At 71.5% G+C, this 12,164-nt stretch carries 13 protein-coding genes; 7 read left to right on the forward strand and 6 right to left on the reverse strand.

Translation table 11 applies throughout. The features are described from left to right. Positions 1-14: 14 nt before the first annotated feature. The 4 genes from AB0M56_RS18845 to AB0M56_RS18860 form a co-directional block, all read right to left on the reverse strand. Positions 15-1,166 (reverse strand): acyl-CoA dehydrogenase family protein, encoded by a 1,152-nt coding sequence (locus tag AB0M56_RS18845; RefSeq protein WP_364177487.1) that lies wholly within the window; start codon positions 1,164-1,166, stop codon positions 15-17. Continuing rightward, positions 1,166-2,254, reverse strand: a complete 1,089-nt coding sequence (locus AB0M56_RS18850) for a Zn-dependent alcohol dehydrogenase (protein ID WP_364177490.1) — start codon at positions 2,252-2,254, stop codon at positions 1,166-1,168. The genes AB0M56_RS18845 and AB0M56_RS18850 overlap by 1 nt, the downstream gene beginning before the upstream one ends. Before the next feature lie 35 nt (positions 2,255-2,289). Further along, positions 2,290-3,708, reverse strand: a complete 1,419-nt coding sequence (locus tag AB0M56_RS18855; RefSeq protein ID WP_364177493.1) for an aldehyde dehydrogenase family protein — start codon at positions 3,706-3,708, stop codon at positions 2,290-2,292. Positions 3,709-3,785: 77 nt separating this feature from the next. Then, a complete protein-coding gene (locus tag AB0M56_RS18860; RefSeq protein ID WP_364177496.1) occupies positions 3,786-4,466 on the reverse strand; it encodes a GntR family transcriptional regulator in 681 nt (226 codons plus the stop codon). 109 nt (positions 4,467-4,575) lie between these two features. Between AB0M56_RS18860 and AB0M56_RS18865 the strand changes: the two genes are divergently transcribed. The 6 genes from AB0M56_RS18865 to AB0M56_RS18890 all read left to right on the forward strand — a co-directional run bounded on the left by AB0M56_RS18865 (position 4,576) and on the right by AB0M56_RS18890 (position 9,603). After that, a complete protein-coding gene (locus AB0M56_RS18865; protein ID WP_364177498.1) occupies positions 4,576-5,238 on the forward strand; it encodes an alpha/beta fold hydrolase in 663 nt (220 codons plus the stop codon). Continuing rightward, positions 5,235-5,384 carry a hypothetical protein gene (locus AB0M56_RS18870; protein WP_364177501.1) on the forward strand — a complete coding sequence of 50 codons (150 nt, stop codon included), beginning with the start codon at positions 5,235-5,237 and terminating at the stop codon, positions 5,382-5,384. Before AB0M56_RS18865 ends, AB0M56_RS18870 begins: the two co-directional genes overlap by 4 nt. Positions 5,385-5,498: 114 nt before the next feature. Continuing rightward, entirely contained in the window at positions 5,499-5,885 is a 387-nt protein-coding gene (locus AB0M56_RS18875) for a hypothetical protein (RefSeq protein ID WP_364177504.1), read from the forward strand. A gap of 127 nt (positions 5,886-6,012) precedes the next feature. Further along, positions 6,013-6,801 carry a trypsin-like peptidase domain-containing protein gene (locus AB0M56_RS18880; protein ID WP_364177507.1) on the forward strand — a complete coding sequence of 263 codons (789 nt, stop codon included), beginning with the start codon at positions 6,013-6,015 and terminating at the stop codon, positions 6,799-6,801. Positions 6,802-6,894: 93 nt separating this feature from the next. Further along, entirely contained in the window at positions 6,895-8,304 is a 1,410-nt protein-coding gene (locus tag AB0M56_RS18885) for an MFS transporter (RefSeq protein ID WP_364177510.1), read from the forward strand. Between the two features lie 483 nt (positions 8,305-8,787). Further along, positions 8,788-9,603: an SAM-dependent methyltransferase gene (locus AB0M56_RS18890; protein WP_364177513.1), complete on the forward strand. Its 816-nt coding sequence runs from the start codon at positions 8,788-8,790 to the stop codon at positions 9,601-9,603. A gap of 365 nt (positions 9,604-9,968) precedes the next feature. On the opposite strand, the gene AB0M56_RS18895 is transcribed toward AB0M56_RS18890, so the two are convergent. Then, entirely contained in the window at positions 9,969-10,727 is a 759-nt protein-coding gene (locus AB0M56_RS18895; protein WP_364177516.1) for a hypothetical protein, read from the reverse strand. 283 nt (positions 10,728-11,010) lie between these two features. Here AB0M56_RS18895 and AB0M56_RS18900 point away from each other — a divergent pair, with 283 nt between their 5' ends. After that, on the forward strand, positions 11,011-11,268 hold the full coding sequence (locus tag AB0M56_RS18900; protein ID WP_364177519.1) for a hypothetical protein: 258 nt from the start codon (positions 11,011-11,013) through the stop codon (positions 11,266-11,268). Between the two features lie 21 nt (positions 11,269-11,289). On the opposite strand, the gene AB0M56_RS18905 is transcribed toward AB0M56_RS18900, so the two are convergent. After that, positions 11,290-12,120, reverse strand: a complete 831-nt coding sequence (locus AB0M56_RS18905; RefSeq protein ID WP_364177522.1) for a hypothetical protein — start codon at positions 12,118-12,120, stop codon at positions 11,290-11,292. Positions 12,121-12,164: the final 44 nt, after the last annotated feature.

Consider the following 12,164-nt stretch of genomic DNA (forward strand, 5'->3'; position numbering starts at 1 on the left):
TCGCCCGCGGTCGGTCAGAGACCACCGCGGGCGATGAGCTGACGCACGATCACGTCCTGCTGGATCTCGTTGGTGCCCTCGCCGACGATCATCAGCGGGGCGTCGCGGAAGTAGCGCTCCACGTCGAACTCGGTGGAGTAGCCGTAGGCGCCGTGCACGCGGATGGCGTCGAGCGCCACCTCCATCGCGGCCTCGGAGCAGAACAGCTTCGCCATGCCGGCCTCGAGATCGGAGCGCGCACCGGAGTCGTACTGGCGCGCGGCGTGCAGGATGAGCTGCCGCGCGGCCGTCAGCTTCGTCGCCATGCCGGCGAGGTGGTTGCCCACCGCCTGGTGCTTCCAGATCGGCTTGCCGAACGACTCGCGTTCCTGCGCGTAGCGGAACGCGTCGTCGAACGCGGCTCGGCCGACGCCGAGCGCGCGCGAGGCGACCTGGATCCGGCCGATCTCCAGGCCGCGCATCATCTGCGCGAAGCCGCGGCCCTCTTCCCCGCCCAGCAACGCCGACGCAGGAACGTGGCAGTCCGAAAAGGACAGTTCGCAGGTCTCCACACCCTTGTACCCGAGCTTGCCCAGGTCGCGCGAGACCTCGAAGCCGGGCACCTTCTCCATCAGCAGCACGCTGATGCCCCGGTGCTTGGGCTCGGCCTCGGGATCCGTCTTGCACAGCAACGCGACCAGGCCCGCGCGGCGCGCGTTGGTGATCCACGTCTTGGTGCCGTCGACCACGTACCCGTCGTCGACCCGGCGGGCGCGCGTGCGCATCGCCTGCAGGTCGGAGCCGCCACCCGGTTCGGTGAGCGCCATCGCGGCCCGTAGCTCACCGGTCGCCATGCGCGGCAGGTACTTCTGCTTCTGTTCTTCCGTGCCGTACATGAGCAGCAGCTTCGCGACGACAGTGTGGCCGCCCATCGCGCCCGCGAGGCTCATCCAGCCGCGCGCGAGCTCCGCGGTGACGAGCGCGTAGCACGGCGTGGACACCTTGACCTCGCCGTAGGGCTCCGGGATGGCCAGCCCGAAGACACCGAGCTCCTTCATGCGCTCGATCAGCGCCTCGGGGTAGGTGTCCGAGTGCTCCAGGTCGCGCGCCACCGGGCGAACGTCGCGGTCGACGAACTCGGCCACTGTGTCCACAATGGCCTGTTCCTCGGTGTCTAGCTCCCCCATCAGGCCTCCGCCGCGATCCGGATCAGCGAGCGGGCGCCCTGGCCCGCGCGCATCCGATCGAACGCCTCGGGCACCTCGTCGAGAGAGATGCGGTGCGTCACCAGGCTTTCCAGGTTCAGCTCACCGGCGCGCACCTCTTCGGCGAGTACCGGAATGTCGCGGTCCGGGTCAGAGGCCCCGTAGACGGTGCTGGTGAGCGTGCGCGCGAAGTGGAAGATCTCCAGCGGGTTGAAGACCACCTCCTGGTCGCGCCGCCCGACGCCGACCACCGTGCAGTGCCCGCCGCGGCGCACCGAGCTCCACGCCGTGCGGATCGTCGCGGCCGCGCCCACGCACTCGAAGGCGTGGTCGGCACCGCGGCCCTCGGTGAGGCCCCGCACCTGCTTGGCGAGCTTCTCCTCACTCAGCAGGAAGTGCGTCGCCCCCGCCGCGCGGGCGAGCTCTTCCTTCTCGGGCGAGACGTCCACGGCGATGATCGGCGACGCGCCCGCGAGCTTCGCACCCAGCACCGCGCACAGCCCGATGCCGCCGAGGCCGATGACGAGCACCGACTGTCCGTTGCGGACCTTCGCGGTGTTGCGCACGGCGCCGACGCCCGTGAGCACCGCGCAGCCCATCAGCGCCGCCAGGTCGAGCGGCACCCCGTCGGGCAGCGGAACCACGGACTTGCCGGGCAGCACCGTCTCCTCGGCGAAGCCGCCGACGCCGAGCACGACGTTGAGCGGCTCGCCGTCCACCTCGCCGCGCGGCAAGGTCGTGATGCCTTCGATCGTGGAGCACAGCCACGGCTCCCCGGCCTGGCAGAACCAGCATTCGCGGCACGCCGCGGCCCAGTTGAGCACGACGCGGTCGCCGGGCTTCACGTGCGTGACCTGCGCGCCGGTCTCGGCGACGATGCCCGAAGCTTCGTGCCCGGGCACGAACGGGTAATGCGGTTTCAGCGTGCCGTCGACCATCGAGAGGTCGGAGTGGCAGACGCCGGCGGCGGCGATCCGCACCCGTACGTCGGCGGGACCGACGGGCGGCAGCACGATGTCGCGAACCTCGGGCACGGCACCCGGCTCGCGCACGACCACGGCTTTGACCACGGTGTCTTCTCCTTCCTCGCGCTTGAGAATCCGGTTCAGAGCTGGATGGACTTGATCTCGGTGAACTCGTCGAGCGCGGGCCGGCCCATCTCGCGGCCGACGCCGGAGGCCTTGTAGCCGCCGAAGGGCGCGAGCGGGTTGTAGGCGCCGCCGTTCACGTCGATCTGGCCCGTGCGCACGCGGCGCGCGAACGCCAGTGCGCGATCCTGGTCGCCCGACCACACGGCGCCGTGCAGACCGTACTTCGAGTTGTTGGCGATCCGCAGCGCGTCTTCCTCGTCGTCGAACGGAATGATCGACAGCACGGGGCCGAAGATCTCCTCCTGAGCGATCGTCGAGTCCGGGTCCACGCCCGCGAACACGGTCGGCCGCACGAAGTAGCCGGTGTCGAGCCCTTCGGGGGTTTCGGCGCCGCCGGTCACCAGCGTCGCGCCTTCGGAGACGCCCTTCGCGATGAACTCCCGCACGCGCTCCCGTTGCGCGGCCGACACCAGCGGGCCGAGCTTCGTCTTCGCGTCCAGCGGGTCGCCGGGGGTGAAGCCCTCGGCGAACTTCTTCGCCAGCGCAACGGCTTCCTCGTGCTTCTCGCGCGGCACGAGCATGCGCGTCCACGCCGTGCAGGTCTGGCCGGCGTTGAGGAAAGCGTTGGAGACGCCCACCTTCACGGCGGTGGCCAGGTCGGCGTCGTCGAGGATCACGTTGGCGGACTTGCCACCCAGCTCCAGCGTCACGCGCTTGACCGAGCGCGCGGCGACCTCGGCCACGCGCGTGCCGGCGCGCACGGAACCGGTGAACGACACGACGTCGATCTCCGGGTGCGTCGCGAGCGCCTCGCCGACCACCGGGCCGAAGCCGGTGACCAGGTTGACCACGCCGGCCGGGAAACCGGCCTCGTGGATCGCGTCGAACAGCTGGTAGGCGCTCAGCGGCGCGACCTCGCTGGGCTTCACGACCACGGTGCAGCCGGCGGCCAGCGCGGGCGCGATCTTGCAGGTGATCTGATGCAGCGGGTAGTTCCACGGCGTGATCGCCGCGACGACCCCGGCGGCCTCGCGCACGATCAGCGAGTTGCCGACCTTCTCCTCCGGCGCGTCTTCGCCGAGCAGGTCCACGTACGTCTGCACGTCGGTCTGCGGCAGCGCGGCCTGGATGCGCGTGGCGATGCGCAGCGGCGTGCCGACGTCGCGCGCGATCGTCTCGCCGATCTCCTCGGCCCGCTTGGCGAGTCCTTCGTGGAGCTTGCGCAGCAGCTCCGCGCGCTCGGCCCGCGTGGTGGCCGACCACGCCGGGAAGGCCTCACGTGCCGCCCGCACCGCTCGGTCGACGTCGTCGGCCGAGCCCTCCGGGATCTGCGCCTGCACCTGTTCGGTGGCCGGGTTCTCGACGGCGATCGTGGCGGCTCCCGCCGCCGGGACCCACTCGCCGCCGATGTACAGCACGTTGCGCTCTTGCACCGAGTCTCCTTCGACCGGGAACCGCCTTCGCGGCGGATTCTATAGAAAACTCCGGTCGTGTGCCCAGTGCGGATTCGTCACTCGCCCGCCAGCACGCCCTGCGCCGCGAGAAAGTCGACGAGCAGATCGCCGGCGAGCCGGATGTGCGCGCTCATCGCGGCGCGCGCCCGCGCGGTGGCCCCTTCGCGCAGCGCGGCGAGGATCGGCTCGTGGCCGTCACGCGCGGCGAGCGGCCAGCCGGGGATGTCGGCGTAGGCGGTGAACGGCACGTACCGCAGCGTCAGCGACAGCATCCAGGTGAGCTTCGGTGCGGCCGCGGCGTGGTTCACGCGGCGGTGCAGCTCGAAGTCGGCGCGTTCGGTGGCGTCGAGATCTCCGGCGGCCACGGCCCGTTCCAGCTCGTCCTGCAGCTCGGCCAGGCCGGCGAGGTCCGCGGCGGTGAGCCGCCCCGCCGCGCGGGCCGCGAGCTCGCCGGAGAGGTAGGCCTGAGTGTCGTAGAGGTCGGTCACGTCCTGGCGCGTCACCGGCACCACGCTGAAGCCACGGCCCGGCCGGAAATCGACCATGCCCTCGCCGGTGAGCGACATCAGCGCTTCGCGCACCGGAGTCGCGCTCACGCCGAGCTGTTCGGCGAGGTGCTCGGTGCGCAGCCGTTCGCCGCCGCGCACGGCGCCGCTCATGATGAGGTCGCGAACCTGCTTGGCCACTCGCGGGCTCAGGCGCTCCCCGGGCTGCCGCGTCTGTCCGGCTTCTGCCACGAAACGACCACCCTGCGGGGCTCCGGCGACGATTCACGCCATCGTAGCGCCGGACGATCCGCCGTGCGGCCGCTACCGCGCGGGCGCCTCCCGGCCTAGCGTGCGCCGCATGGAAACCCTCGACGCGGGCGGGCAGCGGATCGCCTACCGCACCAGCCCCGGTTCCGGCCCCGCCGTGGTGTTCGTGCACGGCAACTCCTCGTCCTCGGCGGCGTGGGCGCGGGTGCTCGACGGCGCCTTCGGACAGCGGTTCCGCGTGCTCGCGCTCGACCTGCCGGGCCACGGCGAGTCCGCGCGCGCGAAAGACCCGGCCGCCTATTCGATCCCCGGTTACGCCCGCGTGGTCGCGGACTTCGCCGAAGCGGCGGGCGCCGGTGACGCCGTGCTCGTCGGCTGGAGCCTCGGCGGGCACATCGCGCTCTCGGCCTCGACACGGCTGCCCGGCGTGCGCGGGATCGTCGTGCACGGCACACCGCCGGTCGCGTCGCCGGCCGACCTCGCCACGGCCTTCCTGCCGAACCCGGCCGTGGCCACCGGGTTCACCGGCGAGGTGTCCCGAGAGGACGCGACGGCGTACGCCCGCGCCCAGCTCGCGCTCGGCTCGCCCTGCCGGTCGACGCGGCGGTCGCCCACATCCTCGCCACCGACCCCGAGGCGCGCGCGGCGCTCGGCCGCAGCCTGCAGAGCGTCGAGAACGCCGACGAGCGCGCGATCGTCGCCGGCTCCCGCGTGCCGGTGGCGATCCTGCACGGCGCCGAGGAGCAGTTGGTGAACCTCGAGTACCTGCGCACCGTCACCTCACCTCGGCTGTGGCGCGGCGAAGTGCAGGGGCTGCCCGGCGCCGGCCACACCCCGCAGGACGAGACCCCGGAGGCATACGAGGCCGTGCTCACCGCGTTCCTCGACGATCTTCAGTGATCCGGATCACATGGAGAACCTCCGCCGTCTCCCTGGGCGTCTAGCCCGGCGGGCCCCACGCCGTGGGGCCCGCCGGCTGGTGTCCGAAGTGGACACCCGAGGAGGGAGAACGCTGTGGGGAACAGGAAAACAGTGCTGGTGGCGGCCGTGGCCGTGACGCTGGCGGCGGCGGGCACGATCGGGATCACCACCGCGTCGGCCAGCGGCGACCAGCCGCCGGAGGGCGCGCGGGCCACCGTGCACGTGAGCCCCAACCCGGCCACCGCGCGGGGCCAGGAAGTCTCGATCACCGGGAACTGCGGCGGCGGCACCGGGCTGAAGTCCGTGCTGGGCGGGCTGCCGGACCACCCGGCGCTCGTCGACATCCACGTCGCCGACCCGAACCCGGCGCACTACCGGGCCACCGCCCGCGTGTCGGACCAGATCGGCTCGGGGGTCGGGCCGGTCCTGGTCGACTGCGGCGGCGAAGCGGGCGTGACCCTGCTGGTGACGCGCTTCTGAGCCGGATCCGGGGGATCCCGGCGGCGGGATCCCCCGGGCCGCCACCACCGTTCGGCGCCACTGTGAGGTTGCTGTGCATCCGGGCGCTCGGCGTGCTTTGCGCCTGAAAGCGTGCTGACCTGAACGGGTGGTGATCAACGTTTCCCGGGCGGCGCTGGCGGTGTCTGCCGCCGCGGTGCTGGTGCTGACGGGCGGCGCGGCGGTGTCCGCCTCGGTCGCGGACTCCGGCGGGCTGCTCGGCAGCGACACCGTCGCGAGTGCGGCCGTGCCCGAGACCCCGTCACCCACGCCCACGATCGCGGCCACCGATGCGGTCGGCGCGTTGTTCTCCGGAGGCAAACACTTCTGCTCCGCCAGCGTGGTCCACAGCCCGGCCGGCGACCTCGTCCTCACCGCCGCGCACTGCCTCGGCGGCGGCACCGAGGGCCTGACGTTCGAGCCCGGTTACCACGACGGCGTCGCCCCCTACGGCAGCTGGACGGTGACCGCCGCGGCCGTGCCGGCGGGCTGGACGGCCTTGGCCGACCAGGACCTCGACTTCGCGTTCCTCACCGTCGCCCAGCCCGGCACCGCCGCGTCGCTGGAAAGCCTGACCGGAGCGAACCAGCTCGGCGTCGACCGGGGCTTCACGAACCCCATCACGCTCACCGGCTACCCGGACACGGCCGACGCCCCGGTCGTCTGCGCGAACACCACGACCCAGTCGGACACCTACCAGCAGCGCGTGGAATGCCCCGGTTTCCCCGACGGCACCAGCGGCGGCCCGTGGGTCACGGCGGCCGACCCGGCGACCGGGCTCGGCACGGTGGTCGGCGTGATCGGCGGCTACGAGCAGGGCGGCGACACCCCGGACGTGTCCTACAGCGCGTACTTCGACGACGACATCCAGCGGCTCTACGATTCCGTCACCGGCTGAGCCCACCGAGTAACAACCAGCACAGTCTCTTGTGAGGACCGACTCCCGCCAGCTAGGTTGCCTTTGCCAACTGAGCTCGACGGGAGCCCGTCCATGTCCCCAGTCCCGGTCCGTCCCGGCGCGGTCCTGCTCGTGGTCTCGGCCGCGACGTTCCTGGCGAGCCTCTACCTGTTCATCGTCACGGTCGCGTTCCCGGCCATCCGCACGGCCTTCACCGGCGCCGACCTCGCGACGACGTCGTGGGTGCTCAACGGCTACACCGTGCTCTTCGCCGCCTTCCTCGCCCCGGCGGGCCGGCTGGCCGACCGTTACGGCCGCCGGCGGCTGTTCCTGCTGGGCGTCGCGGTGTTCACGCTGGCCTCGGCCGCGTGCGCGGCGGCGACGTCGATCGAGCTGCTCGTGGCGTTCCGCGCGCTGCAGGCGGTGGGCGCGGCGCTGGTGATGCCGACCGCGCTGGCCCTGCTGCTCACCGCGTTCCCACCGCACCGGCGCTCGATGGCGGTCGGGGTGTGGGCGTCGATCGGCGCGGTGGCCGCGGCGCTCGGTCCGCCGGTCGGCGGCCTGCTGGTGGAAGCGTCGTGGCGCTGGGTGTTCCTGGTGAACCTGCCGATCGGGGTGCTCACGCTCGTGTTCGGCCCGCGGGTGCTGCGCGAAACTCGCGACGGCACCACCGGAGTGCCCGACTTCCTCGGCGCGCTCGGCCTGCTCGTCGGCGTCGGGGCGCTCGCGTACGCACTGGTCGAGGCGCCCGACCGCGGCTGGGGCTCGCCGGCCGTGCTGATCGCGTTCGCCGTCGCCGCGGTGGCGCTGGCGTGGGTCCCGTGGCGCTCCGCGCGCCACGCCGTGCCGGTGCTCGACCTCCCGGCGCTGCGCGTGCCGACGCTGTGGCTCGCGTGCCTCGCGGTTGCCGTGTACTCGGCGGGCTTCGGCGCGATGCTGTTCGGCAACGTGCTGTTCCTGACATCGCAGTGGCACGACTCGATCCTCGTGGCGGGCTTGTCGCTGGCGCCCGGCCCGCTCGTGGTCGTGCCGATGTCGCAGCTCGCGGGCCGCCTCGCGCACCGCACGGGCCCTGGGCCGGTGATCGCGGCCGGCGGCCTGGCCATGGCGCTCGGCGTGACGGTGTGGCTGCTGCGGATGGGGTCCGAACCGGCCTACCTGACGGCGATGCTGCCCGGACAGTTCCTGACCGGCGCCGGCGTGGGCCTCACCATGCCGAGCGTCTCCGGCATCGTCGCCACGGTCCTGCCCGCCGCCCGCTGGGGCGCGGGTTCGTCGATGATCAACACCAGCCGCCAGATCGGCACGGTGCTCGGCACCGCCGTGCTCGTCGCGATCTACGCCGGCACCCAGGACCTCGCGGCCTTCCGGCGAGGCTGGCTGCTGATCCTCGGCACCGGCGTCGCCACTTCCGTGGCCGGCCTCGCGATCGCCACCCGGCGACGCACGGACCACGTGCCGGAGGTCGCGCCTTCGGTACCGTCGCTCGCCCCGCGAACTTGACCTGGAACGCGCTCGAGCTCCTGCCTCGAAGCCATGGCCGTGACACTGCGGTAGAACACCAGAGCGCAGTCGCCGCCGTCCTTGTAGGCGTGCAGCTGCCGGCAGAGTCTGGTCGCAGCAGCTTCGCCTTCTCCAGCGCGGATTCGCGCTCCCCGCGTGCGGGCGGCCGCACCGTCCGGATCGGCAACGGCTTGTTCCCTGCGGCTGCTGTTGAGGTCCCTGCCTGGGTTCGGCCCGGTATCCGCGCAGCGGATGATGGACGAGGTCTGGATCTCCGATGCCCGACGGGTCCGTGGCGGCTCGTGATCTCCTGCAGCAGCCACGAGAAGCCGGGCTCCCTTCGCGGGAGACCTGGCCTTTCTGCTGCTCAGGCACACGGAACACATGTTTCCCGTATTGAGAGCAGAGCCGGTTCGGGTTCCTCATCACGGTGGGCACTCGGTCGAAGTCGCGGCGCAACCGCTTTGCGGTACGTTGCTGCTCATGAGCGAGCCTGACGACCTTGCGATGGTCATCGATCCGACCGTGCCGAGTACCGCCCGGGTCTACGACGCGGGCTTGGGCGGCAAAGACAACTACGAGGTCGATCGGGAAATGCTGCGCAAGGTACAAGCCGTGGCGCCCGAGGTGACAGAACTGGCCATCGTCGCTCGAGAATTTCTGATCCGCGCCGTGCGCTTCCTGGCCCGCGACGTCGGCATCGAACAGTTCCTCGACTGTGGTTCCGGGCTACCCACCGCCGAGAACGTCCACGAGGTCGCCCAACGGTCCAACAGCGACGCGCGCGTGGTCTACGTCGACAACGATCCGGTGGTGCTCGCCCACGGCCGGGCGCTGCTGGCCGACAACATGCAAACCCACTTCGTCAGCGGCGATATCTTCCAGCCCGCGAAGCTGCTTGCCGATCAGACCGTGCGCGGTGAGCTCGACTGGGACAAACCCATCGCACTGATCCACTCGATGAGCCTGCACTTCTGCGCCGACGACCCGGCCGCAGTGCTGCATGACTACCTCGACGCTCTGCCGTCAGGATCGTATCTGGTGTTCAGCCACGCCCTCGATCCCGAAGACGACGAATACAGCGTCGTCGCCCGCAACATCGAACGCGTATATCAAGGCGCCTCCTCCGGGCGGATCCACTTCCGTACCCGCGCCGAGATCAACGCCATGCTCGCCGGACTCGAACTGCTCAAGCCCGGCCTGGTGCAGCCGGCCGACTGGTGGCCCGGGGGCCCCCGCGTGCAGCCGCTCAAACTCTCCGATCACTGCCTGGTCGCAGCCGTGGGCCGCAAACCCTGACCGTGCCGCTGACGCGGCGGCAGAAGGGTGACCGCGCTGCGGCTCAATCAGTCGGCTGGCGAAAGCCGCAGGTGCCGCCACCGCCCGTCGTGCGCGCGGATCATCCCGCCCAGGCAAGGTCCCGGGCGGGGTGAGAACCAGGCTGGCGTGGGAGCCGGGCTTGGCTCGTGGAGTGCGCGAAAACGATCGTTTCTGTCCCACATCCCCGACCTTGCGGGTACAGATCGTTCTCCCAGGTTGTAAGCGGGACCACCGGTCTTCAGTGCGTCGCTGCTGCTCGTCGGGGCCGGGCAGCAGCCAGCCGCGGCCCCGACGAGCAGCAGCACGGACGCGACGAACGTCCACGACAGAGGGGGCCGCGCGCGTCAGTAGGCCAGCACGTAAAAGAAGTCGACGCACCAGTCACCGTAGATATCGGTGGTGAGCACCGAACCGTGGGCGTCCTTACCGGACAACGAACCGCCGAGGTCCGCGGTCCTGGTCGAGGTGCTGTAGTCGTCCACTGTCAGCTGCGGATCGCCGCCGATGGCTTCGTCGACGTCGTCCTTGAAGGTGGCGCTACCGCCCTTGCACGCCAGGGCCCTGGCGCCGGAGGCGTCCTTGGCGTTGAGCTTGGCCACGAAGTCGTCGACGATCTGTTTGCCGTCGGCCGATGCTGAGCCGCCGGTGCCGGGGGCGGCGGTCTCATCGGTGGGCAGGCGCGACCCCGTCGGCTGCGGCCGCGACGCCTGCGCGGGCGGGACGGGGTTCTGCATCTGCGCCGTGGTGTTCGAGGAGTCCTTGCTCAGGAAGAAACCCGGCGCGACGAACCCGGTGATGCCGAGTGCCACCACGACCACCACCACGGCCACCGCGACGCCGATCCACAGCCCGGTCTTGCTGTTCCTCGGTGGCTTCGGGCCGCCGCCGTAACCCCCGCCGTACGGCTGGTTCGGGTCCCAGCCCTGTTGCTGGTACGGCTGGGTTCCCGGATAGGGCTGCGCGTACCGCTGCGTGTTCGGGGCCTGCCCGGGCTGCTGAGCGTTGGGGACCCACCCCGGCTGCCCGCCCGGGCCGGGTTGCTGCCAGCCCTGGCCGTAGGGGCCGGGCCGGCCGCCCTGCCCCGGCTGAGGTGAGTAGGTCATCTCCGGTTCCACCTTCCCGCTGCACCGTCTCGCGCCGTGGTCTGATGACCGGCGCGCCGGCGGTTCCTCCCCGCCCCACGTGATCAACATTCTGCAAGGTCGGACGGCCCGGCACAAAAGGAGACTCCCGGCCGCACGCGGCGCCCAGGAGCCTCGTTTCACGGTACGAGTGGATCAGCCGTTCGCCGGCGCCTGCAGCCGTTGAAGGTGACCTTGCGGACGTGCCGCCCTTCCACCCCGAGACTCGGGGCATCGCCGGAGACACGGCAAGCACGCCAACGTCTTGTTCGCCGTGCAGCTCGACGCTTTGGCCAAGCAGCAAGGCATCCGCGCGTTCGCATTGCACCCCGGGCCGATCGCGAGGCCGCTGCAGCGGCACCTCTCGCGTGAGGAGGTGGTGGAGCGCGGGTGGGTCGAGGCGGAGGTCAACGAGGCGACGGCCGTCAACCGTGTCGCTTCCCACGCCGTCAACGCGGAGTCGGCGGCGCGGCTGTGGCGGCTTTCCGCGGAGCTGACCGGGGTCGACGCGTTCGCGGGTTGAGCCGAAGTCCGAAGTGGACGGTCAGCGCGAGCTGGGCGGCGTAGCCGGCACTTGGTGCAACGTCAGGTTCTGCCCGACGGACGGGTCGGCCGTCCACGCACCCGACTCGACCGTCCAGGCTTGTCCGGCGAAGGTGACCTTGTCGACGCCCACCGTGGCGGCGCGGGCGACCAGCCAGGTGCTGATCGCCCAACCCTGGGCGGCCGGGTGGGCGCCGCTGAGGCGGGCCGTGCCCAACTCGTCGTTGGCGGTCGTCACGAGGTCGGCCGTGGCGGGGCCGACGGTGATGTTGCGGCAGGTCAGCGCGGCCGGGATCTGGCCGGTCAGCGCGCTCGCCGCGGCGCGCGCGACGGGTTCCCACTGGGCGTAGGCGTCGGGTGCGGCGGAGCGCTGCACCGCCTGCGCCGCTTCGGTGATGGGCATCGACTCCCAGCCCGAGAGCTTGGCGAGCTTCTCGTAGAACGCCGTGGCCGCGTAGACCGGGTCCTGCAGCTGCGCCGGTGTGCCCCAGCCTTGGCTCGGCCGTTGCTGGAACAGGCCGACCGAGTCGCGATCACCACCGCTGAGGTTGCGCAGCTTCGACTCCTGCAACGCGGTGGCCAGCGCGACCGTGACGGCGTGCGACGGCAGCCCCTCCTTCGAGGCCACCGCGGCGATCGTCGCCGCGTTGCTCATCTGGTCGGGCTGCAGCGTGTACTGCGTCGGATCCTGCTGACCCGGCTCCTGCGGCAACGTGACCGTGCACCCGGGTGTCGCGACATCGCTGCGCGACAGCACCACCACCACGACAACCACGGCCACGAGGACCACGACAACCGCAGCGATCGCCGCCTTGACCCCGCACCCGCGCACCCGTCCTCCCCCACCCTTCTCCGAGACCTGTTCGGACAATTCTG

The sequence above is a fragment of the Amycolatopsis sp. NPDC051372 genome (assembly GCF_040682095.1).
Classification (GTDB): domain Bacteria; phylum Actinomycetota; class Actinomycetes; order Mycobacteriales; family Pseudonocardiaceae; genus Amycolatopsis.

What these genes read in the sequence shown, in the direction of transcription:
- AB0M56_RS18865 (WP_364177498.1), top strand. Translation starts at nt 4,576, where the DNA reads ATGGAAACCCTCGACGCGGGCGGGCAGCGGATCGCCTACCGCACCAGC.
- AB0M56_RS18890 (WP_364177513.1), top strand. Translation starts at nt 8,788, where the DNA reads ATGAGCGAGCCTGACGACCTTGCGATGGTCATCGATCCGACCGTGCCG.
- AB0M56_RS18885 (WP_364177510.1), top strand. Translation starts at nt 6,895, where the DNA reads ATGTCCCCAGTCCCGGTCCGTCCCGGCGCGGTCCTGCTCGTGGTCTCG.
- AB0M56_RS18845 (WP_364177487.1), bottom strand. Translation starts at nt 1,166, where the DNA reads ATGGGGGAGCTAGACACCGAGGAACAGGCCATTGTGGACACAGTGGCC.
- AB0M56_RS18895 (WP_364177516.1), bottom strand. Translation starts at nt 10,727, where the DNA reads ATGACCTACTCACCTCAGCCGGGGCAGGGCGGCCGGCCCGGCCCCTAC.